The organism is Streptomyces atratus (assembly GCF_900119365.1).
GTDB classification, from domain to species: Bacteria; Actinomycetota; Actinomycetes; order Streptomycetales; family Streptomycetaceae; genus Streptomyces; species Streptomyces atratus_B.
In genome coordinates this window covers 534,282-558,143 of the sequence record NZ_FPJO01000002.1, presented here as the reverse complement: position 1 = coordinate 558,143, position 23,862 = coordinate 534,282, and the positions used below count along the sequence as shown (strand labels likewise).

The 23,862-nt window shown below is 68.4% G+C and carries 20 protein-coding genes and 1 tRNA gene; 18 read left to right on the top strand and 3 right to left on the bottom strand.

From position 1 onward, the window contains the following. The first annotated feature begins 337 nt into the window (after nt 1–337). The 7 genes from BT364_RS06700 to BT364_RS42575 all read left to right on the top strand — a co-directional run bounded on the left by BT364_RS06700 (nt 338) and on the right by BT364_RS42575 (nt 10,712). A complete protein-coding gene (locus BT364_RS06700) occupies nt 338–1,234 on the top strand; it encodes an FAD binding domain-containing protein (protein WP_072484141.1) in 897 nt (298 codons plus the stop codon). Continuing rightward, on the top strand, nt 1,231–3,129 hold the full coding sequence (locus BT364_RS06695; RefSeq protein WP_072484140.1) for a 2Fe-2S iron-sulfur cluster-binding protein: 1,899 nt from the start codon (nt 1,231–1,233) through the stop codon (nt 3,127–3,129). Before BT364_RS06700 ends, BT364_RS06695 begins: the two co-directional genes overlap by 4 nt. Beyond that, entirely contained in the window at nt 3,126–5,462 is a 2,337-nt protein-coding gene (locus BT364_RS06690) for a xanthine dehydrogenase family protein molybdopterin-binding subunit (protein ID WP_072484139.1), read from the top strand. Before BT364_RS06695 ends, BT364_RS06690 begins: the two co-directional genes overlap by 4 nt. Nucleotides 5,463–5,686: 224 nt before the next feature. Continuing rightward, nucleotides 5,687–6,133 carry a hypothetical protein gene (locus tag BT364_RS06685; protein WP_072484138.1) on the top strand — a complete coding sequence of 149 codons (447 nt, stop codon included), beginning with the start codon at nt 5,687–5,689 and terminating at the stop codon, nt 6,131–6,133. 69 nt (nt 6,134–6,202) lie between these two features. Further along, the gene (locus BT364_RS40890) at nt 6,203–7,624 is read left to right on the top strand and encodes a hypothetical protein (RefSeq protein ID WP_143166455.1); all 1,422 of its coding nucleotides are present in this window, start codon (nt 6,203–6,205) and stop codon (nt 7,622–7,624) included. Between the two features lie 28 nt (nt 7,625–7,652). Next, the gene (gene mycP, locus BT364_RS06680) at nt 7,653–9,023 is read left to right on the top strand and encodes a type VII secretion-associated serine protease mycosin (protein ID WP_072484137.1); all 1,371 of its coding nucleotides are present in this window, start codon (nt 7,653–7,655) and stop codon (nt 9,021–9,023) included. A gap of 51 nt (nt 9,024–9,074) precedes the next feature. Then, nucleotides 9,075–10,712: an alpha/beta hydrolase gene (locus tag BT364_RS42575; protein ID WP_079179339.1), complete on the top strand. Its 1,638-nt coding sequence runs from the start codon at nt 9,075–9,077 to the stop codon at nt 10,710–10,712. A gap of 202 nt (nt 10,713–10,914) precedes the next feature. Here the strand turns inward: BT364_RS42575 and BT364_RS06665 are convergent, their stop codons facing one another. Beyond that, nucleotides 10,915–11,340, bottom strand: a complete 426-nt coding sequence (locus BT364_RS06665; RefSeq protein WP_079179338.1) for a hypothetical protein — start codon at nt 11,338–11,340, stop codon at nt 10,915–10,917. A 111-nt stretch (nt 11,341–11,451) separates the two neighbouring features. On the opposite strand from BT364_RS06665, the gene BT364_RS06660 reads away from it, so the two are divergent. From BT364_RS06660 to BT364_RS06635, 6 genes are all read left to right on the top strand, one after another. Then, complete coding sequence (locus BT364_RS06660) at nt 11,452–12,240, top strand: helix-turn-helix domain-containing protein (protein WP_256259603.1); 789 nt, start codon at nt 11,452–11,454, stop codon at nt 12,238–12,240. Beyond that, on the top strand, nt 12,237–12,485 hold the full coding sequence (locus BT364_RS06655; RefSeq protein ID WP_072484136.1) for a DUF397 domain-containing protein: 249 nt from the start codon (nt 12,237–12,239) through the stop codon (nt 12,483–12,485). Before BT364_RS06660 ends, BT364_RS06655 begins: the two co-directional genes overlap by 4 nt. A gap of 11 nt (nt 12,486–12,496) precedes the next feature. Beyond that, entirely contained in the window at nt 12,497–13,051 is a 555-nt protein-coding gene (locus BT364_RS06650) for an AAA family ATPase (protein WP_371268240.1), read from the top strand. Nucleotides 13,052–13,261: 210 nt separating this feature from the next. Further along, nucleotides 13,262–13,696 carry a hypothetical protein gene (locus BT364_RS06645; RefSeq protein ID WP_072484214.1) on the top strand — a complete coding sequence of 145 codons (435 nt, stop codon included), beginning with the start codon at nt 13,262–13,264 and terminating at the stop codon, nt 13,694–13,696. Between the two features lie 19 nt (nt 13,697–13,715). Further along, entirely contained in the window at nt 13,716–16,076 is a 2,361-nt protein-coding gene (locus BT364_RS06640; protein WP_072484135.1) for a hypothetical protein, read from the top strand. A gap of 40 nt (nt 16,077–16,116) precedes the next feature. Further along, nucleotides 16,117–16,785, top strand: coding sequence for a hypothetical protein (locus BT364_RS06635; protein ID WP_079179337.1), 669 nt, complete (start codon nt 16,117–16,119; stop codon nt 16,783–16,785). An 86-nt stretch (nt 16,786–16,871) separates the two neighbouring features. Here BT364_RS06635 and BT364_RS06630 read toward each other — a convergent pair. Continuing rightward, nucleotides 16,872–16,943: transfer RNA gene (locus BT364_RS06630), tRNA-Cys, on the bottom strand. Between the two features lie 208 nt (nt 16,944–17,151). On the opposite strand from BT364_RS06630, the gene BT364_RS06625 reads away from it, so the two are divergent. From BT364_RS06625 to BT364_RS06610, 4 genes are all read left to right on the top strand, one after another. Further along, a complete protein-coding gene (locus BT364_RS06625) occupies nt 17,152–18,636 on the top strand; it encodes an MFS transporter (RefSeq protein WP_072484134.1) in 1,485 nt (494 codons plus the stop codon). 40 nt (nt 18,637–18,676) lie between these two features. Then, nucleotides 18,677–18,877, top strand: a complete 201-nt coding sequence (locus BT364_RS06620; protein WP_072484133.1) for a ribbon-helix-helix protein, CopG family — start codon at nt 18,677–18,679, stop codon at nt 18,875–18,877. After that, entirely contained in the window at nt 18,874–19,263 is a 390-nt protein-coding gene (locus BT364_RS06615; protein WP_072484132.1) for a type II toxin-antitoxin system death-on-curing family toxin, read from the top strand. Before BT364_RS06620 ends, BT364_RS06615 begins: the two co-directional genes overlap by 4 nt. 150 nt (nt 19,264–19,413) lie before the next feature. Further along, nucleotides 19,414–21,195 carry a DEAD/DEAH box helicase gene (locus BT364_RS06610; RefSeq protein WP_072484131.1) on the top strand — a complete coding sequence of 594 codons (1,782 nt, stop codon included), beginning with the start codon at nt 19,414–19,416 and terminating at the stop codon, nt 21,193–21,195. A 149-nt stretch (nt 21,196–21,344) separates the two neighbouring features. On the opposite strand, the gene BT364_RS06605 is transcribed toward BT364_RS06610, so the two are convergent. Next, nucleotides 21,345–21,875 (bottom strand): hypothetical protein, encoded by a 531-nt coding sequence (locus tag BT364_RS06605; RefSeq protein WP_072484130.1) that lies wholly within the window; start codon nt 21,873–21,875, stop codon nt 21,345–21,347. Between the two features lie 285 nt (nt 21,876–22,160). Between BT364_RS06605 and BT364_RS06600 the strand changes: the two genes are divergently transcribed. Further along, nucleotides 22,161–23,774, top strand: a complete 1,614-nt coding sequence (locus BT364_RS06600) for a WxL domain-containing protein (protein ID WP_072484129.1) — start codon at nt 22,161–22,163, stop codon at nt 23,772–23,774. The last annotated feature ends 88 nt before the right edge of the window (nt 23,775–23,862 follow it).

The window sequence follows — 23,862 nt, the reverse complement described above, 5'->3', positions numbered from 1 at the left end:
CGTGCCTGCCGACGGTTTTTTGTCCGGAACTCGCCCTGCCGCAAAGGCCGCCGCACCAGGTCGTGTCGTCGAGCTGCCGTCTGCCGCGCGGCAGAGCACCGCAGAGGAACAATCAGCAACAAGGCATGGCGAAGAGTCGCAATTCACACTCGGCACCGAAGCGGGCCGAAGCGGTCCGAAACGGGAACATTCCTCTGATCAGGGATGGATGCGCCCTTCGTGGACCCTCGCGTCGGTCCGATCCGAAGATGTGCCAGAGTTGCCACGTCCAGGCTTTGAGCACGTACCGTACGGCGAAACAGCCGGACAGCCGGGACACCGGGAAGGGGCAGCTGGGTTGACCACGCACGCACCGCAGGCGACGCAGTCCGTGACGTTGCCGGCCTCGCTCGACGAGGCCGTGGCGGCGCTCGGCGCCATGCCCGCCGCCGTTCCTGTGGCAGGCGGTACAGACCTGATGTCGGCCGTCAACAAGGGGCTGCTGCGCCCCTCGGGCCTGGTCGGCCTGGGCCGGATCAGCGAGCTGCGCGGCTGGCACTACCAGGACGGCCACGCCCTGCTCGGCGCCGGACTCACCCATGCGCGCATGGGGCGGCCCGACTTCGCCGCCCTCATCCCCGCCCTGGCCGCGTCGGCACGCGCCGCGGGCCCGCCCCAGATCCGCAACGCCGGAACGCTCGGCGGCAACATCGCCACCGCGGCCCCGACCGGCGACGCCCTGCCGGTGCTCGCCGCGCTGGAGGCCGAACTGGTCATCGCCGGCCCGGGCGGCGCCCGCCGCGAGATCCCGGTCTCGCACCTGCTGGCCGGCCGCGACATGCTCGAACCCGCCGAACTCATCGGCTTCGTCCGGGTACCGCTGCTGCACGCCCCCCAGGTCTTCCTGAAGGCCACCGGCCGCACCGGCCCCGGCCGCGCCACCGCATCCGTCGCGATCGTCCTCGACCCGGCCCGGCGCGGGGTGCGCTGCGCGGTCGGCGCCATCGCGCCGATGCCGCTGCGGCCGCTGGAGGCCGAGCGCTGGATCGCCTCACTGATCGACTGGGACGGCGAACGCGGCCTGGCCCCCGACGCGCTGGCCGCCTTCGGCGAGTACGTCGCCGCGGCCTGCATCCCGGACCAGGCACCGCCCGCCGACGGGGGAGAGGCACCACCGCTGCCCCCCGCCGTACTGCATCTGCGGCGGACCGTCGCCGCGCTGGCCCGACGCGCGCTGGGGAGGGCACTGTCGTGAGCAACGAGGACCGCAACGATCAGCACGGGCAGCAGGAGCACCTGCGGCACGGGAGCTGGCAGCCGACGCCGCAGGGCGGCGAGTACGACGCCGACGCGACCGCCTTCGTCCACCTGCCGCCGGAGGACCTGGCGAACATCCCCCTGGCCGCGCCCGGCCAGGGTTACGTACCGCCGATGATCCTTCCGCTGACGCCCGCGGCCGGGCTCGACCCGTCGGCCACGGGCAGCTGGGTCGTGCAGCCGCAGAGCCGGCAGGAGCACGAAACGGGCGCGGAGCAGCCGGCACCCGAGGCGGTGCACTGGCCGGACCCGAACCAGCAGCGGGGCCCGTACGACTACGAGTACCCGCAGGCCCCTGACGTCTCCCAGGTCCCGCAGACCCCTCACGACGCGTACCCGCAGCAGCAGTACGGGGAGACGCACGGGGTGGCCACGGGCCAGTGGAACTTCACCGAGTCCACGGAGTACGGCGTCCACACCGGTCAGGTCGGGCACGCGGGTCAAGTCGACCACACGGGTCAGGTCGGGCACGCGGGTCAGGTCGACCACACCGGTCAGGCCGGCCACGTCGACCACGCCGGTCACACCCCCCAGGGTGGCCACACCGGTCAGTGGACGATCCCGGTCGCCGACGGTGATCTCCCGGAGGAGTCCGGCGAATTCGCCGCCTCGGCCCTGGCCGCCCAGTGGTACGGGGACCGGACCCCGCCGGCCACGCTGCCGGGCGGTGCGCCCGCCCCGTGGGCGACACAGCAGCCGACTCCGGAGCCCCAGGCTGCTCCGGAGCCCGTTTCCGAGGCTGTTCCGGAGCCCGTTTCCGAGCCCGCTCCGGAGCCCGTTTCCGAGCCCGTTTCCGAGGCCGTTTCCGAGGCCGAGAAGGCACCGGCTCCCGAGGAGGCGCCGACCCCCGAGGAAGCACCGGCGACGCCCTCCGACAACGCCTCGGCTTCGGACGAAGCGCCTTTCGAGCATTCGGCGGAGGCCGAGCCCGAGCCCGGGCCCGAGCAGCACTCCGCGGACCAGCCGCCGGAGCCGGCTCCCGACGCCCCGCAGCCCGTGGTCGTCGACGACGCCGCACCTGCCCCCTCGGCCGACACAGCACCGCCGGAGGCGCAGGCTCCCGACGCCGAGTCTCCCGATGCCGAGTCTCCCGATGCCGAGTCTCCCGATGCCGAGTCTCCCGACGCCGAGCCGCTGGACGCCCAACCGGCCGCCGACCTCCAACCGTCGGACGACGCCCAGCCGGACGCCGCCGTTCAACCCACCGACCCCCAGCCGCTCGCCGTCCCGGACGAGCACCCCGCCGCCTCCTACGTCCTGCACGTGAACGGCGCCGACCGCCCCGTCACCGACGCCTGGATCGGCGAGTCGCTCCTCTACGTGCTCCGTGAGCGCCTCGGCCTGGCCGGCGCCAAGGACGGCTGCTCGCAGGGCGAATGCGGCGCGTGCAACGTCCAGGTGGACGGTCGGCTGGTCGCCTCCTGTCTGGTCCCCGCAGCGACCGCGGCCGGCAGCGAGGTGCGTACGGTCGAGGGCCTCGCCGTGGACGGCGAACCGTCCGATGTCCAGCGCGCCCTCACCAAGTGCGGCGCCGTCCAGTGCGGCTTCTGCATCCCCGGCATGGCCATGACCGTCCACGACCTGCTGGAGGGCAACCACGCCCCCAGCGAACTGGAGACGCGTCAGGCGCTCTGCGGAAACCTCTGCCGCTGTTCCGGCTATCGAGGTGTCCTCGACGCCGTCAACGAGGTCATCGCAGGCCGCGAGGCCACCATCGACCCAGCCTCGTCGGACTCCACGTCCCCGGAGCCCGACGAGGCCCGCATCCCGCACCAGGCGGCCCCCGGCGCCGGTAGCGTCCAGTCGCACCCGCAGGACGGAGGCATGGCGTGAGCAACGACGCAGCCACCGCTGCCAACGCGACCAGCACACGGATCACCACCTCGGTGACCGAGGGCCCCGACACCGAGCCGCCCGCACTCGGCCTCGGCGTCTCGCTGCCGCCCGCCGACGCGCGCGCCAAGACCGAGGGCACCTTCCCGTACGCGGCCGACCTCTGGGCCGAGGGCCTGCTCTGGGCGGCGGTCCTCCGCTCCCCGCACCCGCACGCCCGGATCCTGTCCGTCGACACCTCGGCCGCCGTCGAGATGGCGGGCGTACGGGCCGTCATCACGCACGAGGACATCCCCGGGGAGCGCGCGTACGGCCGCAGGATCGTCGACCGCCCGGTCTTCGCGTCCGACCTGGTCCGCCACCACGGCGAGCCGATCGCCGCGGTCGCCGCCGACCACCCCGACACGGCCAGGCTCGCCGCCGCGGCCATCGCCGTCGAGTACGAGGTCCTCGAACCGGTCACCGACCCGGAGAAGGCCTTCGCCGCCGAACCGCTGCACCCCGACGGCAATCTGATCCGCCACATCCCGCTGCGCTACGGGGACCCGGACGTCACCGGCGAGGTCGTCGTCGAGGGCCTGTACCGCATCGGCCGCCAGGACCCGGCCCCGATCGGTGCCGAGGCCGGACTCGCCGTGCCCCGCCCCGACGGCGGAGTGGAGATCTACACCGCCTCCACCGACCCGCACACCGACCGCGACCTCGCCGCCGCCTGCTTCGGCCTCGAACCGGAGCGGGTGAAGGTCGTCGTCACGGGTGTCCCCGGCGCGACCGGCGACCGCGAGGACCCCGGCTTCCAGCTTCCGCTCGGCCTGCTCGCCCTGCGCACCGGCTGCCCGGTCAAGCTGACCGCCACCCGCGAGGAGTCCTTCCTCGGCCACTCCCACCGCCACCCGACGCTGCTGCGCTACCGCCATCACGCGGACGCCGACGGGCGGCTGGTGAAGGTCGAGGCACAGATCCTGCTCGACGCGGGCGCGTACGCCGAATCCTCGTCCGAGTCGCTGGCCGCGGCGGTCGCGTTCGCCTGCGGCCCGTACGTCGTCCCGCACGCGTTCATCGAGGGCTGGGCCGTCCGTACGAACAACCCGCCGTCGGGCCATGTGCGCGGCGAGGGCGCGATGCAGGTCTGCGCGGCCTACGAGGGCCAGATGGACAAGCTGGCCGCCAAGCTCGGCATCGACCCGGTCGAACTGCGCCTGCGCAACGCCCTGGCCACCGGCGACATTCTGCCCACCGGCCAGACGGTGACCTGCCCCGCACCCGTCTCCGAACTCCTCACCTCCGTACGGGACTTCCCCCTCCCCGCTCTCCCCAAGGATGCCCCGGAGGACGACTGGCTGCTCCCCGGCGGCCCCGAGGGCGCGGGCGAACCGGGTGCGGTGCGCCGGGGGGTCGGCTATGGGCTCGGCATGGTCCACATGCTCGGCGCGGAGGGCGCCGACGAGGTCTCCACGGCCACGGTCAGGGTCCACGACGGCATCGCCACGGTCATCTGCGCGGCGGTCGAGACGGGCCAGGGCTTCTCGACCCTCGCCCGGCAGGTCGTCCAGGAGACCCTGGGCATCGAAGAGGTCCACGTGGCGTCCGTCGACACCGACCAGCCCCCGGCCGGCCCGGCGACGCACGGCCGCCACACCTGGGTGTCGGCCGGAGCGGTGGAACGCGCCGCCAAAATGGTCCGCACCCAGCTCCTCCAGCCCCTGGCCCACAAGTTCGGCATGTCCACGGAGCTGCTGCAGATCGCCGACGGCAAGATCACCTCGTACGACGGTGTGCTGTCCACGACGGTCACGGAAGCGATGGACGGCAAGGAACTCTGGGCCACCGCCCAGTGCCGCCCCCACCCGACCGAACCCCTCGACGAATCCGGCCAGGGCGACGCCTTCGTCGGCCTCGCCTTCTGCGCGATCCGCGCGGTGGTGGACGTCGACATCGAACTCGGCTCGGTCCGGGTCGTGGAGATGGCGGTCGCCCAGGACGTCGGCCGGGTCCTCAACCCGTCACAGCTGGCGACCCGTATCGAGGCCGGCATCACCCAGGGCATCGGCGCCGCCCTCACCGAGAACCTCCGTACCGCCCGCGGCCTGATCCGCCACCCCGACCTCACCGGCTACGCGCTCCCGACCGCCCTGGACGCACCCGAAATTCGCATCGTCAAACTCATCGAAGAGCGCGACGTGGTGGCCCCCTTCGGCGCCAAGCCCGCCTCGGCGGTCCCCGTGGTGACGTCCCCGGCAGCAGTGGCCGCAGCAGTACGCGCAGCCACCGGCCGCCCGATAAACCGCCTCCCCATCAGACCCCAGGCGGCGGTGGCGGCCCCCAACGCCTGAGCCCGGCAAGGATGGCGTGATCCGATGCAATCCAGGTTGCAGGTGCAATCTGGAGATGCACACTGTCACCGCTGCTGGCTAAGGTGAACCCCGAGGCAATAGGCGGCTGTTGCCGAACGGGGGAGGACACTGTGGGCCAGAGTGATCCGGGGGCGGAATCCTCGGCGTTTCCATGGGGTGTTGCTGGCGCGTTCGGGGCCGTTGGAGCGGTAGCGCCGGGCGCCGTGGGCGAACTGGTCACCGAACTCTCCTCGTTCACCAAGTTCCGAGACCGCATCGAGGAACTCCTGCGCGACCTCAAGGGATCTCCGGCAGACGCGAAGAAACTGGGTGAAGTCGCCATCGGTGCGACTCAGTTCGGCGACCCCGCGTGGGCGGAGGCAACAGGCTTGCACACCGCGTACCAGAAGGTTGTCACGGAGCTGGAATCCCTCTCGAAGCTGCTGTCGGATTCCATTGAGGGCATGGGCATCGCGGTCCTGGCGGCGCACAAGGGCTACGAGAACCTGGACGACGACATCCGTGACCGCATGCTCGCGATCAAGAGAGATACGCAGGAGCACTACGACGGGGTGTACAACCCAGTTCCTGAAGAGGGCAAGCATGGCGGTGGGCAGTCGGCGACTGCGAAGCCGGCCGGAGGCGACACGACGGGCGGCGCGGGCATCTGATGATCGCGATCATTGGCTTGGCACCGGGAGAAACGGGGCAGTGGGATGGGTACGACATCTTTCGACGACATGTCGCACGAGCAGATGATCGCGTGGCTGGACAAGGCCAGCAGCGGGGCTGTCCAGGCTGCGGCTGACAGCTTGTTGAGCGCGGCGACTGAGATCGACAAGATCGGCGAAGAGCTGAAGATCCGTCCGCAGATCGTGGACTGGAAGGGTGAGGGAGCGAACTCGTTCCGTACCTGGAGTGCCGACCTGGCCAACGCCACCCTGCGTCTGGGGCTGTACAGCAGGGAGGCATCGAAGCGGCTTGGCGAAGCCGCTGAGGCGATCGCCCTGGCCAAGGCGGCGGCACCTCATCCCCAGCCGGGCGCGGAGGCGACCCTGAAGGCGGCTCTCTCGGTACCGAACGACCCGGATGCGTCAGCACTTGCGAAGAAGTTGCACACGGAGAAGGATGCGATGGCCAGGGAGATGACGAAACTCTCTCAGGCGTACAACCAGTCGGTGGATGGGATCGGCGCCCTGAAGAAGCCGGAATTCCCTCCGCCTCCAGAGGTGATCGCGCCGCGCTCGGCGGCGAGGCGCGATCAAGCCGCCAGTGAGTATTCCCCTGGCGGGGGAGCGGCGGTGGGCGCCGCCGGTGCGGTGTCACGGAGTGTTTCGATGCCCGGCGCCGGCCATGAATCGCCTGTTGGGCTTGCAGCCCCCTCAACAGCGCACTCAAGCGTCACCGTTCCGGTCGGCGGCACCGCGTCGCGCCCGGTCGACATGGAGATCGATGGTGTCGCGACCCTGCCCAAGACCGCACCGAATCCTCCAGTGCATCAGCCCGAAGTGCCGGGCCTGGCGAGGCCCGATGGCGGCCTGCCTGTAACGCCTGAGGTTCTGCCGCCGAGCATCGGCGACAGAACCTCAGTGCAGCCTCCGTCGAAGAATGCGGGTGGCAAGACAGCGGGGATCTCTCGGCCATCGATACCCTCGGCCACAGGGAACCCGGTGGCAGGGCCCGTGGGGAGGCCGTCCCGGGACACTGGAATCGTGGGGGGTCGTCCGGCCGCGCAGACAACTGGGCGTCCCACAGGGGGCCTTCCTCGCGGCACCGTGGTCGGCGGCGGCGAAGGCACTCAGGCCGGTCGCGGAATGATGGGGCACGGTGCCGGGATGGGCGGGGCCGGGGGCAGCGGCCAGAGCGGGATCGCCGGTGGCCGCCGATTGGCGGCTGAGGCAGGGGGCATCGTTGGGGGCCGTCCCCAGCAGCCCGGACGCATGGGCAATCGCCCCTTCACGCCCGGTGGCACGGGTCTGGTGCGAGGTGCGGCAACGGATGACGGGAGCCGAGGAGTTGGGCAGGCAGGTCGCGGGGCCTCCCATGGTCCGAGAGTCGGAGACCCGCGCCGTGATGAGCGGGAACGCCCGGATTACCTCGTCGAGGACGAGGAAACCTGGCAGCAGGGCTACCGGCGGGTTGTCCCGCCGGTGATCGACTGAGTAGCCGAAACCAGGAAAAGGGAATGAGATGCGTTCCAGCACTGCAGCGGCCATCCGTCGTGGTGTCGCTGTCTCGTCTGCAACGGCGCTGCTGCTGGTGGGCGCCAGACCTGCGTACGCGGACACCGTCCGTTCGGACCAGTGGTACTTGGATGCGATGCAGGCCGAGCAGATGTGGGAATTGAGCACGGGGAAAAACATCACGGTAGCTGTTATCGATTCGGGCGTGGACGCATCCATCCCGGATCTCCAAGGACGCGTTCTCAAGGGATTGGATCTGGCGAAGGATTCCCCAGGAGACGAGCAAACGGACTACGACAATCACGGGACTGGTATGGCGAGCATTATCGCCGGGACCGGTAATGTGGCTAGTGGTGGTGGTTCTTTCGGGCTCGCGCCGGGGTCGAAAATTCTCCCGATCCGGCTGAGAGACAATACCAATAAAGTGAATGGGGCGACAGGGAACAAGTATTTTAATGATGACTTGTCCGTAGCGATTCGCTTCGCTGCTGATCACGGTGCAAAAATCATTAATGCTTCGGTCGGAGATAGTATTGGGGGGTCGCAAAAACTCGCGGATTCCGTGAAGTATGCCCTGGATAAAGGCGTGCTCATTTTTGCGGCTGTGGGGAATACTGCTGATGAGGGAAATCTGATCGAGTACCCTGCCGGGACTCCAGGGGTCGTCGGCGTAGGGGCGATTGGCAAGAACTTGCACAAGTCGGATTTCTCTCAGTACGGCGCACAGGTCGATCTCTCGGCCCCAGGCGTGGACATGGTGCACGGTTGCAGCGGTGGCACGAGACTGTGCAAAACCAGTGGCACCAGCGATGCCACAGCTGTCGTTTCCGCTTCCGCCGCGCTGATCTGGTCCAAGTATCCGGATTGGACCAATAACCAGGTACTGCGGGCTCTGCTCAAGACGGCAGGTGCTCCGACCAGCGGCGCCAAGCGCAACGACTATGTCGGCTACGGCATCGTCCGCCCCCGCATTGCCCTCAAGGCCCCGGGCGACCCCGGCCCGCCAGACGTGTACCCGCTCCCCGACCTCGCTGCATCCGAGCGTTCAAGCCCCAGCCCTTCCGTCAAGCCATCCAAGGCGACCGGGGGTTCAGCGGACGTCAACAAGCCGACCGCAGCACCCCCCGCCTCCGATGGCAGCAGCAACACGGGTCTCTGGATCGGTCTGGGTATCGGCACGGTCGCGCTCACTGGCGTAGTGGCCGCGGCTCTGTCTATCCGCTCCCGTCGTCGCAAGTCTGGCTCCGCAGCCGCGCCATCCGCGTACCCGCACCAGCCTCCGCGCACCAACCCGTACCAGCAATCCCAGCAGCCCACGCACCCGGCCTACGGACCCCCTCCGACCGCTCCCCCTGGCTCCAATTCGCCCTGCGCATAAGTACTCACGGCTGCGTAGTGCTGGTGCGATAATCCGGACACTGCCGACAACGTGGTGACGTACGTGCCCGGGACGTTTGCCAAGCTGGGGTCCATCGACGGAGACATCGGAAGAGCTGTAGCACTCCAGTCGGAGGCAGAGCGCCACGATCTCGCCCACTCGACGGCATCGGTCGTGTGGCTTGGTTACGACGCCCCGCAGGCCATCATGAGCGATGCGACGGAGACCGAGTGGGCCGACAAGGCCGAGGAGCCGCTGGGCAACTTCCTTCAGGGTATTGAGGAAGCCAACCATCGCGATGTGAACCAGACGCTCCTGGGTCACAGCTATGGGTCCCTGGTGGCAGGCCAGACGATGAGTACCCATATAGACCTGCCGGTCGACAACGCGATCATGGTGGGTAGTCCGGGCGTGGGCGTGGACCATGCGAAGGACCTGAATATCCCGGCGGACCATGTCTTCGCGGCCACGGCCAAGAACGATCTCATCAACCTTGCCCCGCCGCTGGCAGGCCCCCTGGCCCCCCTCAATCCGAAGGCGTACATGGAGCTTTTCGACGACCACTCGATCGTTCACGGAACCGACCCGGTCTCCGACGACTTCGGCGGCGTGGTCTTCGACGTCCCCGCCGGGAGGCACCCGGGCTCTGGTGGCGAAATTATGCCCGCGCACTCCCAGTATTGGGACGAAACCAGTCAACAAGCTGGCAAGGATCGTTACCGGAGGACAGCCATGACTCTGCGGGGGGCTTTCCCGGCTGCTGCACTGCTGGCGGCCATGACGGTCATGGTGACCGCGTGCGGGGCACAGCAAGACAGCGGAGAAACACCGAAGCAGGTCATGATGAACGAGCAGCAAGCGATGGACCGGGCAGAAGAGATCGTTCACCAGGCGGTGGACGGCATGTCGCCCAATCCGACACTGGAGCGCACGGGCCCCGAGACCGTTGGCCCCTGTATCGCCAGAGACGACCACGGTCCCGACGACCGACTGCAGGTCACCCTCTTCTACAAGCTGACCGGGGTTCCGGGGTCCGAGGCCAAGAGCCTCGTGCTGCAGGCGCGGGATGCCTGGCTGAAGCAGGGCTACAAGTACAACTCGTCGAACAAGGAGGATATGTCCGGCCCTTTCCCCTGGGTCAGCATGCGCACGGAGCCCGATGACTTCTGGATGGAAGGCATCACCGGTGTCCTGGACCGCACCAAGGGCGAGGGCCTCGCTACCCTCAAGGTGAGGTCGCCCTGCTTCCTCCCGCCGGGGAAGTCCTCGGCATCGACCGAGGCCGACCCCGCCGCACTGGAGGAGCCGCAGGCCGACGATCCCGCTCGGCATCGGGCTCTCGGCCACTCCAGCCGTATCTACGATGCCCTGCGGGTCGGGTCGGCGCCCACGCAGCCCGGGGAAGGCCTCGGCGTGGTCCGGGACGAGTCCGGGGCCTCGGTTCATCACGCCTGGTCGACGGAGCCGCTGCCGGAGGACGTGAGGGTACGGGTCCTGGCACGCGCGCAGGCGTACTTCCAGCGCGCGGGATGGAGCGTGCGCCACGTGCCGACGCGTGAGGGCGCCCCCGTCGTCGTCGCCCGCCACCCCGAAGAGGGCACGATCGCACAGGTCGCAGCCTCGACCACCGGCGCCGTGCGCGTCGCGGTCACGACGCCCGCCGACGGTCCGACGGCCGCAGACGTGTGACAGCCGTCCTCAAGTCCCGCTGCTGCGAGGTCCGGGTGCGACCCCACGCGGCTCGTTCACCGAGGCGATACGCGTGGGTGCCCGCAGGGATGCGGACCACCCGCGTCAGGCGGCGGGGCCGCGGTCTGCGACGGCTCTCGCACCGTCGTGCAGGTCGGCCGCGACCTCCACCTGAGTGGTTCGTCGGCGGTACGTCCACCGTTTATGTCGTGCGATCTTCCCCGAGCCTGTCCGGAGCCAACTGCGCCATCACTAGCCCGTACAGCAGCTCCACGTCCACGAACTCCCCTTCCTGCGGCGCCCCGCACCGCCAGCTCAGCGGGTACGTGTTGCCGTCCGGAGCGGGGATTCCGACGTACTGGTCCCGGGCAGCCGGCCCGAAGCACCTGGCGCCCGGAGGCCAGTCGTACTCCTTGCTCGACCCGGGTGGGATCAGGAAGTACGTCCATCGGCTGCCTGCGATCTCCCGTACGACCGGGCCCGGTTCGCCCTCGGTGAGGGTGCCGAGGTGGTGCAGCACTGCCTCGCCCCGTACGCCCCGCAGCCGGATGGCGTCGAAGTGGATGCCGGTCAGGTGCAGTTGGTGTCCGGCGGACGGGACCCATTCGGGGTGCTTCTTGCTCGTCATAGCTATGAGGATTCCGTCGGTTGCGTAGCGTGACCAGGAGGGCGCGATCCACATCGACGGGATGTAGAGAGGGTGGTGGTGGTTGTGGGGACCAGTGGAGAGCCGTCGCGGGTGCGCAGGCTCGTGGGGGACCTGATCCGTATCCATCGGGTGCGGGCCGGGCTCACGCAGAAGGACGCGGCGGACAAGCTGTTGATCTCGGAGTCGCTGATGGGGGCGGTCGAGCGGGCGGAGCGCATTCCGTCGGTGGAGCTGCTGGCCGACGCGGACCGGGTCTTCGTCGCGGGCGGTGCGCTGAAGGCGTGCATCGAGCTGATCGACGAGGAGAAGTACCCGGCGAAGTTCCTGGACTGGGCGCGGCTGGAACGGCAGGCGCGGGTCATCAGCGCATACGAGACGATGCTGATTCCGGGGCTGCTCCAGACGGAGGCGTACGCGTACGCCCTCTACGGGGCGCGCAAACCCGCGTACACCGAGGACGAGACCGTCCGGCATGTCGAGGCGCGGCTGGAACGGCAGGCGGTGCTGATGCGCACGCCGCCGCCGTACGTCGGGTTTGTCATCGAGGAGTCGATCCTGGACCGGACCCTCGGCGGCGCGGAGGTGCTGAAGGCGCAGTTGCTGCATCTGCTGGAGTGCATGCGGCGGATGAACCACCTCACCGTGCAGGTCATGCCCTCGGATCAGCACACGCACGCTGGATTGATGGGGCCGATGCAGTTGATGTGTACGGCAGAAGGCCGCAATCTGGTGTACGTGGAGGCGCAGGGCGGCGATAGGTTGATCTCCAGGCCGGAGCAGGTGGGCGACATGTTCGACCTCTTCGGCATCCTGCGGGCTCAGGCGCTCAACCCCTGGAAGTCGGCGGAGATCATCGAAACGAAGGCGAGGCAACTGTGACCACCGGGCCCGAGCTCTCCTGGTTCAAATCCAGCTACAGCGGCAACGAAGGCGGTGCCTGCGTCGAAGTCGCCTACGACTGGCGCAAGTCCAGCTACAGCGGCAATGAGGGCGAAGCCTGCGTGGAGGTTGCTGCCTGCCCCCACACCGTGCATGTCCGTGACTCAAAGGTCGTCGACGGTCCCACCTTTGCCGTCGCTCCTGCCGCTTGGTCCGCGTTCCTCGCGGGTGCCGTCAAGGGCTGACCACGGTCGTGTTGCCGTCTGCTGATCCCGGCCCCGCCGTTGTCCTCATCACCGGCGTGATGGCCTCCGGGAAGTCCACCGTGGCCCAGGCCCTTGCCGAGCGGCTGCCCCGGTCCGTTCATGTGCGCGGAGATGTCTTCCGGCGAATGGTGGTGTCCGGACGGGCCGAGATGGTGCCGGGGGCGTACGAGGAGGCTGCCGCTCAACTCCGGTTGCGATACCGGCTGTCTGCGATGACGGCCGACACCTACGCGGGTGAGGGCTGGACCGCTGTCGTTCAGGACGTGGTGCTGGGGGCGGAGTTGGCCGGGTACGTCGAACTCGTGCGGACGCGACCCTTGTACGTCGTCGTGCTCGCCCCCGAGCCGCGGGCCGTTGCCGAGCGGGAGGCCGGGCGGGGCAAGAGCGGTTATGGGGCCGGGTGGACGGTGGAGGCGCTGGACCGTGTGCTGCGGGAGGAGACGCCGCGGATCGGGCTCTGGCTGGACACGACCGGGCAGACCGTGGAGCAGTCGGTGGACGCGGTCCTCGCACAGCTCGATCAGGCGCGGGTGAGGGGTGCGTGAGCGGAGTCGGGGCGTCGGCAGGCTCGACGCGGCGACTGCTTTGACGGTCGGTGTTTTCCAGGGGTGACATTCTGGATGCGCACGGCGCCTGGACCGTGCGGCAGTCGTTGGTTGATCACCTTTCGGGGGACTGGCTGATACTGAGAGGCCGACGTGAGAGCCTGCGAAAATGGTCTCGTCGGTATCCGGGAACTGATTGTGGGGGAGTTAATGACATTCGATGCTGAGTGGTCAGCTCTTCGTGCAGAATCGGCGCAAAAGGTTGATATGCGACTTAATGGGGTCGGGGGTGGTGCAGGTAGCCAGGCTGGTCCCGCGAACGCCGATCTGGCGGTCAATCAGGACCATCTGGGTGCCATTGGTCACGATGCGTATGGGTTGCGTACCCGGCTCTCCAGGGAGGGTGACCATGCCCGCCCCTCGACTTTCGATGCGGCGAACGCGCTCACTAATGGAAATTTTTCCAGTGGGTCCGCCCTGTTGAAGGTCCATGATCGGTGGAACACCCACCTGAAGACCCTTCTTGACGCCTGTGCGCAGATCTCGAACCATCTCGACTACACCAAGTCCGCCCATGCGAAGGACGATGTGCAGATCGGTGGCGACCTGATTTCTGTCTCCAAACTCAACGAATACCTGAAGTAGTACGTGGGGGAACAGGCGCATGCTGAATTTCGAGGACATTGTCGACGCGCCCGTGGCCAAGTTGAAGGCAGCGGCCGACGACTGGTCGGAGATGGTCGCCAAACTGGACCGGCTGGCCGAGGACGCCCATGACGGCATGAAGGCCAAAGCGGACAAGGCCGAGTGGGAGGGCGTCAACGCGGGCGTCACGAAAGGGTTCATCGGCAAGACGGCCAAGGAGTTCAAGGACGCCGCCGCTGAGGCCAAGGGGGTCAAACAGATCCTCGAAGACGCGTGCGCGGCCATCAAGAAGGCCAAAGATGAGCTGATCAGCATTCGCGACGACGAGGGACCCTCGGCCGGCATCCATGTGGACGCCAAGGGCAAGGTCACGGCTCGGCATCCTTACGAAAAGTCAGGAGTCTCGCCCAACCAGGATCCCGACTATTTCGAAATTCTGGGCCAGCAGAAGAAGGCGATCGAGGCATGGCAGAAGAAGATCGACCTCATCGTCGACAACTGCAATGACACCGATGTCGCTTTCAAGAACGCCCTCGAGGCCAACGTCACCAAGGGCCGCGACTTCACCGCGCCGAAGTACGAGAAGCTGGACCAGGAGGAGGCGGCCCGCGCAGCCGCGCTTGCTGGCAAAGGTCGGGACATCACGCACACCGAGCTGCAGGCGCTCAACGAGCTGCTTCACGACAACGGCAGGTCGCGCGAGTTCGCGAAGAATTTCTACGAGAAGCTCGGTCCGGAGAAGTCGCTCGCCTTTTTCGGTCAGCTATCGACTGATACGTACGAGTACGGAAAAGTTGACAAGGAGCGGCTGAAGGACGTCCAGGAGCTCCAGAAAAACCTGGGTCTCAACCTGGCTACCGCCTCCGGTGACAAGAAATTCACAGCCGATTGGGGTCCGGACCTGCGCAAGCTCGGCACCGAGCGTATCCCGCTGACCAAGTACGACAGCGGTGGGCCGTTCGGATACCAACTGCTCGGCGGGATCATGCGGTACGGGAATTACAGTGCGAAGTTCCTGAACCCGATTGCCGAGCACGTGGCGCAGCTGCACCAGAAGGACCCGTACATGTTCGCCGACAGCAAGGTGGTGAACAGCCCGTTCAAGAACCCGTTCAACCCCTCCGGCGTCAACGGCTCCGGATACGACCCCACCGTCTCCATGCTGGAAGCCCTGGGGCACAGCCCGGACGCAGCCAAGCACTTCTTCTCCGACGGCCCGACCATGTACAACGAGGACGGCACGGCCAACAAAGATGCTACGGCGGACCTCGGAAAGGCGGATGGCGCGGCCATCGACAACTACCTCGACTTCTTCGGGAATGAGAAGTGGAAGTCCTTCGGGGATGTCGACTCGCTCGACCCGAAGGAACAGGAGAGGTCGCTCGGCTACATGCCGGACGCGCTCGGACATGCACTGGAGGCGGCGACCCTCGGGTACCCGTATGACAGTCCGAATGCCGGTGTCGAACGGGACGCGGGCAACGCCGGCGTCATGCGCGATGTCATGGAGAAGTACGGCTCGGATGCAGGCCTGCTCAAAAAGCAGGAGGCGATGGCCGACAGCCTCGGGGTCATGGGGGCTGGGTACATCGACGACATCAACTGGTCGCTCGAAAAGAATGACTCGGACAGCGTATTTGCTCCGAGCAAGAATCCGGAAGGGCACCTCGACTTCTCCATCGTGAACAGTGATGGAGTAAGTCGCAACGGAAGAGATGTAGCGCGTCAATTCCTCAGTACTCTCGGCCAGCACCCAGACGCATACGCCACGCTTTCCAACGCAGAACAGATCTACACCACCGGAATGTTGGAGCGTCAGGTGGACTCGAGCGGCGAGGTCAACCAGGGTGATGCGCGATCAGTAGTTGGTACGGGCGCCGAGGTGCAGGGCATGCTCGACCAATCTCGTGCGGATCAGGTCGTGGCGTCGGACATGAAGAAGCAAGAAGATTACGAAAAGGCCGTGGCCGCACGGTCCGGCTGGATCGAGTTCGGAGCAGGTGTGGGGGTCGCCGCGGGCGTCGCATTTCTGCCACCCGTAGCGGCAGTAGGCGCGGCGGCAACGCTGATCACGCTGGGCAGCGATACGGCCAGCGGAGCCGTGGAACATGTCATCGGTCAGTTCATCGGGAAGGTTTCGGACCAGTCCGTGGAGGAGCACAAGGAAAAGGTCGAGGAACTCACCCGTGAGGAGAAGACCAGGGTGTTCCGTTCCGGGGAGTCCATGGCTGAGGCGCCCATGGAAGGGTTCCTGGAGCGGCATACGATTGCTGCTGACGCCACTTTCCGTCAGGACCTGAAGGAATCGATGAGAATCGGATATGCAATAGGAAATGACCGTGAGAACCAGCAGGGCAGCGATCCCGAGACCGGAGACTGAGCCGGCGAATGGTGTGGGACGAGGCGCGGAGGTGAAGGCCGTGGAAACGGTGCGCGTGAGGCGGGTGCTGTGCACTGTCGGGTTGCTGATGGCTGTCGGGGCAGCGACTGCCGGGTGTGGCGAGGAGAAGAAGACGCCGGAGTACGTCGGGGCGGGGGAGGTATGTGATGGCCTGTTCAAGGGTCCGCTGGCGAAGACGATTCAGTCCGTCACGGGTGCGAATTCGTTCGCCTGGACCAACCCGAACGCCATGGACCGCGTCGCCGACGCACTTGAGGACGGGTACGAGTCCGGCCGTCGCTGGGCCCAAGGCGACACGTTGTGTCGAATCGCCCCGAAAGGCGCGGGGAGAGAGGGGCGAGCGGGCATCGCGTTTTCCATGTACGCGCCGCAGGACGTGGGAGACCTGCGCCTTCCGGCAGGGGGAAAGCTCTACACCATGGGAAAGCAGTCCGAGGCGACTCCGACGTCCGCCGCTCTCTACTTCGAGTGTGTGAGCTCTCGGTTCGAAGGTTCGAAGGATCGTCCGATGCGCATACTCGGCAATTTTGGCCGACCGAGGGACCATGAGCAGACTCAGTCTGATTCGCGGGAAGTGAACCTGACGGTCCTGCATGCAGCATCCCTTGCCGTGGCGAAGAAGCTGCAGTGCGAGAACAACGGCGGGCTGCCGGACAAGCCTGTGCTGGAGTCCCGGACTGCCAACTGAGTTTCTATTGGTGGCGGGGTCGGGGCCCTGGACCCGGAAAGCCGCCCGCCCCGGAACGTCCCCGGGGGCGGGCGGCTTCGTCTGCGAGGCCGTGACCGGATTCGAACCGGTGTAACTCGAGTTGCAGTCGAGCCCCTGAACCACTCGGGCACACGGCCGTGTGTTCCTCGTCGTGGTTCGACCGTAGGGCCGGGTGTTCCGGGTGCTCAAGAGCGCGGGGCGGGCTGCAATGCGACTGCCATGCCGCGTTCACGATCGGGGGCGGCGGCGTCCGTGCGGTGCGTCGCGGTCCTACGACCAACGGACGAGCGGGGGACCGCCTCGCGACAGGGACCAAGTGAGATTTTGCCCCTTACGCTTGGGCTCATGAGTGCCTTGGAACCGCGTGACGGCGTCGATGTCCCGCCCCTAGCCGTGGACACAGCGGATGCCGCCGTCGCCGCCGAGTCCGAGTCCGGATCCGGAGAAGGGGTGCTCGGGAGGACCTACCGGGCGCTCAGTGTCGGCATCGTCTCCGTCGTGTTCCTGATCGCCTTCGAGGCGACCGCCGTGGGGACCGCGATGCCGGTCGCCGCGCGTGAGCTGCACGGCATTCCGCTGTACGCGTTCGCGTTCTCCGCGTACTTCACGACCAGCCTCTTCGCCATGGTGCTCTCCGGGCAGTGGGCGGACCGGCGCGGTCCGCTGGGGCCGCTGGCCACCGGGATCAGCGCGTTCGCGGCAGGGCTGCTGCTCTGCGGGACCGCCGGGACCATGTGGATCTTCGTCGCGGGGCGGGCCGTCCAGGGGCTCGGCGGCGGGCTGGTGATCGTGGCGTTGTACGTGGTGATCAGCCGGGCCTACCCGAAGCGGCTGCAGCCGTCGATCCTGGCCGCCTTCGCCGCGAGCTGGGTGATCCCGTCGGTCGTCGGGCCGCTCGTCTCCGGGAGCGTGACCGAGCACCTGGGGTGGCGGTGGGTCTTCACCGGTATCCCCGTCCTCGTGGTGTTCCCGCTGGCGCTCGCGTTGCCCGCGATCCGGCGGCGGGCGTCCGGGCCGGCCGATCCCTCGGCGCCCGTCGAGCCGTACGACCGGCGGCGCATCATGCTCGCGCTCGGGATCTCGCTGGGTGCGGCGCTGCTCCAGTACGCCGGGCAGGAGCTGAACTGGTTCGCGCTGCTGCCGGCCGCCGTGGGTGTCGCACTGCTCGTGCCCGCCGTGCGGGGGCTGCTGCCCCCGGGGACCGGCCGGGCGGCGCGCGGGCTGCCCTCGGTGGTGCTGCTGCGCGGGGTGGCGGCCGGGTCGTTCATCGCCGCCGAGTCGTTCGTACCGCTGATGCTGGTGACCCAGCGCGGGCTCAGCCCCACGATGGCCGGGTTCTCGCTCGCGGCCGGGGGCGGGACCTGGGCGCTCGGTTCGTACGTACAGTCCCGGCCGCGTCTGGAGCCGTACCGGGAGCGCATGATGGTGGGCGGCATGGTGCTGGTCGCCGCGGCGATCGCGGCCGCGCCGTCCGTGCTGATCGACTCGGTGCCGGTCTGGACCGTGGCCGTGGCCTGGGCCTTCGGGTGCTTCGGCATGGGCGTGGTGATCGCGTCGACGAGCGTGCTGCTGCTGAAGCTGTCGGCGCCGGAGGAGGCGGGGGCGAACTCGGCCGCCCTCCAGATCTCCGACGGGCTGTCGAACGTGCTGCTGCTCGCCGCGGGCGGAGCGGCCTTCGCCGCGCTCGGCGGTGGTGCGGTGGGGGCCGTGCACGACGCGGCGGCGGGGGCCGCGGGGTCCCATCCGGCGGCGTTCGCGGCGGTCTTCCTGCCGATGGCGGGGGTGGCGCTGGCGGGGGCGTGGGTGGCGGCGCGGGTGCGAACCCGGTAGTTGGTACCAGTCTGGCCCCACTCGGCGGTACCGGTTTGGTATGGCGATGAACCTGCGTCTCCGTGACGACCAGACCGAAGCCCTCAAGCAGCGCGCGGCGCAGGAGGGGACCAGCATGCACGCCATACTGCTCCAGGCCGTGGACGACTACCTGGCCAGGACCGCTCAGCAGGCCATCGTCCGCAAGACGGCCAAGGAGCAGGCGGCCAAGTGGAGCGAGCTCATGGAGCGGCTCAAGTGACCTGTGTCTACCTGACGTCCGAGGACGCCCTTGTTGTTGCCGAGCACGCCTGCTCGGACATGCACGTCGTCGTACGCGATGCCGGGCTCCTCGAATCGGCGGCGCACCGTCCGTCCGCAGCGATGTTCGGCGAGGAGGCGTACCCGGACGTGATCGACAAGGCTGCCGCGCTCCTGCAGTCCTTGGCGATCAATCACCCGCTCTTCGACGGCAACCAGCGCACGGCCTGGCTGTCGTGCGTGACCTTTCTGGCGATGAACGGCGTGGATCTGCGTCCGGACATCGATGCTGCGGAACGTCTGGTCATCGCGGTGGCCACCGGCGAAATGGACGAGGTGAAGACCGTTTCCCAGGGGCTGCGCGAACTGGTCGTCGAGGGCGTGTGACAGCCATCGCAATTCCGTGCGGGGCGGCGTAGTTCGAGGCGGTGCACGCGCCGCCCCCCGGTAAGGTGGCCCGGTTGTCGTATCGCGTGCGGGTCCGTCCCGGCCGTGCGGACAGCGCCCCACGTACCCGAGAGACCCGAACCGGAGACCGTGACTACTACCGCCTCCCACCACCTCTCACCCGCCTTCCCCGGCCGCGCCCCCTGGGGCACGGCCGGCAAGCTGCGAGCCTGGCAGCAGGGCGCCATGGAGAAGTACATCCAGGAGCAGCCGCGCGACTTCCTCGCGGTCGCCACCCCCGGCGCGGGGAAGACCACCTTCGCGCTGACCCTCGCGTCATGGCTGCTGCACCACCACGTCGTGCAGCAGGTCACCGTCGTCGCGCCGACCGAGCACCTGAAGAAGCAGTGGGCCGAGGCAGCGGCCCGGATAGGGATCAAGCTCGACCCCGACTACAGCGCGGGTCCGCTGAGCAAGGAGTACGACGGCGTCGCGGTCACCTACGCGGGCGTCGGCGTACGGCCGATGCTGCACCGCAACCGCTGCGAGCAGCGCAAGACCCTCGTCATCCTCGACGAGATCCACCACGCCGGTGACTCGAAGTCCTGGGGCGAGGCGTGCCAGGAGGCGTTCGACCCGGCCACCCGGCGGCTCGCGCTCACCGGTACGCCGTTCCGGTCCGACACCAACCCGATCCCCTTCGTCGCGTACGAGGAGGGCAACGACGGCATCCGGCGCTCCTCGGCCGACTACACCTACGGCTACGGCAACGCGCTCGCCGACGGCGTCGTCCGGCCCGTGATCTTCCTCAGCTACAGCGGAAACATGCGCTGGCGCACCAAGGCCGGTGACGAGATCGCCGCCCGGCTCGGCGAGCCGATGACCAAGGACGCCATCGGGCAGGCCTGGCGCACCGCCCTGGCGCCCACCGGCGAGTGGATCCCCAATGTGCTGAGCGCCGCCGACAAGCGGCTGACCGAGGTGCGCAAGGGCATTCCGGACGCGGGCGGGCTGGTCATCGCCACCGACCAGGAATCGGCGCGCGAGTACGCCAAGATCCTCAAGCGGGTCACCGGCGAGAAGGCCACCGTGGTCCTCTCCGACGAGAAGGCCGCATCGAAGAGGATCGACCAGTTCAGCGCGGACGACTCCCGCTGGATGGTCGCGGTCCGCATGGTGTCGGAGGGCGTCGACGTGCCGCGCCTCGCCGTGGGGGTGTACGCCACCACCATCTCCACGCCGTTGTTCTTCGCGCAGGCCGTCGGGCGTTTCGTGCGCTCGCGCAGGCGCGGCGAGACCGCCTCGGTCTTCGTGCCGACCATTCCGATGCTGCTCGACTTCGCCAACGAGATGGAGGTCGAGCGGGACCACGTCCTCGACAAGCCCAAGAAGGGCAGCGACGAGGAGAACCCGTTCGCGGAGGAGGACAAGCTCCTCGCCGACGCCGAGAAGCTGGAGGACGAGGAGACCGAGGAGCAGCTGCCCTTCGAGGCCCTCGAATCCGACGCGGTCTTCGACCGGGTGCTGTACGACGGTGCCGAATTCGGCATGCAGGCGCACCCCGGCAGCGAGGAGGAGCAGGACTACCTGGGGATTCCCGGGCTGCTGGAGCCCGACCAGGTGCAGTTGCTGCTCCAGAAGCGGCAGTCCCGGCAGATCGCGCACAGCCGCCAGAGGCCGGCCGTGGAGGCCGATCTGCTGGAGAGGCCGGCTGACGCGCGGCCGGTGGTCACGCACAAGCAGCTGCTCGGACTGCGCAAGCAGCTCAACACGATGGTTTCGGCCTACACGCACCAGAGCGGCAAGCCGCACGGGGTGATCCACACCGAGCTGCGGCGGGTGTGCGGCGGGCCGCCGAGCGCGGAGGCCACGGCCGGGCAGATCCAGCAGCGGATCAAGAAGGTCCAGGAGTGGGCCACCCGTATGACGTGAGCCGACGGGGGCATGCGGGTGCCGGCCCGGGGCGGGGACTGCGGTCCTCGCCCCGGGCCGGTGTCGTACGTGCGGATGAGGGTGGCGCGACCAGCGGAGGAACGACGCGGGCCGGACGAACGGCGCGGACTACCGGAGGAACCTCGCGGCTACCAGACGAACGGCGCGGACTGGTTCGTCGTGGCCACGCACGGAACCGTGGCCGAGGTCGGGGACGAGGCCACGATCTGCAGTGACCAGTTGGTGGCGCTCGGGGGAGCGGGCAGCACCACGGAGTTCGTGCTGTCACCCGCCGCCAGGGTGCCGGAGGTGAGCTTCAGCGGGCCCAGGGTGATCGGGCTGCCGCCGCTCATGCCGGGGTTGGTCTTCCCGGAGAACCGCACCTGACTGGTGACGCCGCCCGAGGTCTTGGTGAGCTTGAGCGTCGTCGTGATGCTGTTCGGGTCGGCGCTGGTACCGGCCGGCATGGTGATCGCGGTGGACGTGATCTTGATGGTCTTGGACGTGCCCGAGTCGGCGGCGGTCAGGGTGGCGAGACCGCTGCCCCAGGCGCCGCAGTCGTACGTGGCCGTCGCGGTGAGCGGAGTCACGGCCTGGGCCGTCGGGGCCAGGGCGAGTGCGCCGGCCACGGAACAGGCCGCGGCCAGTACCAGGGGGATGTGTCTTCGATTCGACGACATGACGGGGGGAACTCCTTCCGGTTCTGAATTCCGCAGATTCACCGAAGAACTGAAGAAGTGGATCTGCGTGCCGGGCCCGGCATGTCGGCAGCAGTGAAACGGTGATCTTCAGAGAAGTCAAGAGATGTCCGCAGGGGCACTTGAAATTCCCGCGGAAATGCTTTTCGGGCATTTCAGATAAGGATCAATCGGTTCTCTCTTGACTTCTTGGCACCCGGCCTCCTCAATGTGCGCAATCAATGGGCCATGGAGGGGTGTCTGGTGATACGACGACGAAGACCCGGCGTGACCGGTCTGCTCGCTGCCTGCTTCGTGATGTCGCTGAGTTGCGCCGGGGCGAGCGCCCAGGCCGCACCGTCGGCCGACGGGCGGGCCGCCGGTACGGTCACCCCGACCGTCCACTGCACCCTGCCCGCGGGCCAGGGCGAGGCGACCGGGCCGCAGGAGATGACCGTCGAGCTGTCGCCCGCGGTCGTCGCCCCGGGCGGCAAGGTGCACGCCAAGGTCACCCTCGGCCCGTCCCCCGCCACCAGCGGCCTTTCTCTGGAGGACGTGCCGACCATCCCCAGCCTGGACCTCGCCATGTCCGGCGGCGCGACCGGCACCGTCACGGTGCGCGGTGCCGAGTTCACCATGGACATCCCGTCCGGCACGCCCATCGAACTCCCGCCGTACGAGGGCGACTTCCTGGTCCCCGCGAACGCCTCCGGAGACATCTCGTTCACCCCGGTCCGCACCCTGACGCAGACCAAGGTGCTCGGCTCGGTCTTCGAGACACCGTGCGACGTCGTCGACGGCGGCGGCAGCATCGGCACCGTCACGGCGGAGGGTGCCGGCTCCGAGCCCGCCACCCTGAGCGCGCCCGCCGACCCCGTACGCCCCAACACCGCCGTGACACTGGGAGGTTCGGGCTGGACGCCGGGCGGTGCACCGGTGCCCTCGCTCTGCTCGGTGGGCGGAGGCGGCTGCGATCCGCTGAAGTTCAGCAGCAACACGCTCACCATCGGCGGTGACGGGACGCTGAGCGGCACGGCCACCCTCGCGCAGGCCGGTGCGGTGCCGGACGGCACGTACGAGGTGAAGGTCAACGACGGAACGAAGGAGGCCACGGCCCCGCTCACCGTCAGGGCCGTCGCGGCCGGCGACCGCGAGATCTCGCTGTCGCGGAGCAGCGGCCCGGTCGGCAGTGTGATCACGGTCAGCGGCAAGAACTACAACCCGGACCGCTGGATCAATGTCATCGGCCTCGACGCCTCGGGCACCGGGCTCGACGACAGCGCGGTCTACGTGAAGAGCGGTTCGGACGGCACCTTCGCCGTCGAGTTCACCGTGGTCTCCGAGGCCGTCGTCGCCGTCCAGGCCGACGAGGGCAACGACCCGGCGACCGTACGGACCGCCCCGTTCACTGTCTCCACCGGCGGGGGAGGAGGCGGCAGCGCCGATCAGAAGCTGAACACCTCGGTCAGGGCCGGGACACTGTCCATGGTCCAGGACGGTGACACCGTCGACTTCGGTACGACGGTCCTGGGCACCGGCAGCGGTGTGCAGCGCTCCCGGCTCAACCGGGTCGAGGTGGAGGACGCCCGCGGCGTCGACAGCGGCTGGTCCCTGACCGCCACCCTCACCGGCTTCACCAGCGCCGACGGCGGCACCATCCCGGCCGGCGCCGTCCGCTGGACGCCCAGGTGCACGGCGCAGAACGGCAGCGTGGGGGTGCCGGTGGCCGGATCGCCCGCCGCGCTCGGGAGCGGGGCGGCGAGCCTCTGCCGGATGGATCCGGACGGCTCCCGTCCGTTCACCGGCGGCCGGTTCGACGCCGATGCCGATCTCACCCTCACCGTTCCCGGATTCACCCGGCCCGGAGATTACAGCGCCACTCTCACCCTGACCCTTCTCTGAGCACGGAAACGAATAATTCCGGAGGCGCCCGCCCGCTCCCCGTCGCATCGGAGCGGGCGGGCGTCGTCATTCCGAATTCGGAGAAATT

Coding starts and splice junctions, on each gene's coding strand:
- BT364_RS06665 (WP_079179338.1), bottom strand. CDS start 11,340: ATGACGAGCAAGAAGCACCCCGAATGGGTCCCGTCCGCCGGACACCAA.
- BT364_RS06620 (WP_072484133.1), top strand. CDS start 18,677: ATGGCGATGAACCTGCGTCTCCGTGACGACCAGACCGAAGCCCTCAAG.
- mycP (WP_072484137.1), top strand. CDS start 7,653: ATGCGTTCCAGCACTGCAGCGGCCATCCGTCGTGGTGTCGCTGTCTCG.
- BT364_RS06605 (WP_072484130.1), bottom strand. CDS start 21,875: ATGTCGTCGAATCGAAGACACATCCCCCTGGTACTGGCCGCGGCCTGT.
- BT364_RS40890 (WP_143166455.1), top strand. CDS start 6,203: ATGTCGCACGAGCAGATGATCGCGTGGCTGGACAAGGCCAGCAGCGGG.
- BT364_RS06625 (WP_072484134.1), top strand. CDS start 17,152: ATGAGTGCCTTGGAACCGCGTGACGGCGTCGATGTCCCGCCCCTAGCC.
- BT364_RS06645 (WP_072484214.1), top strand. CDS start 13,262: ATGACATTCGATGCTGAGTGGTCAGCTCTTCGTGCAGAATCGGCGCAA.
- BT364_RS06640 (WP_072484135.1), top strand. CDS start 13,716: ATGCTGAATTTCGAGGACATTGTCGACGCGCCCGTGGCCAAGTTGAAG.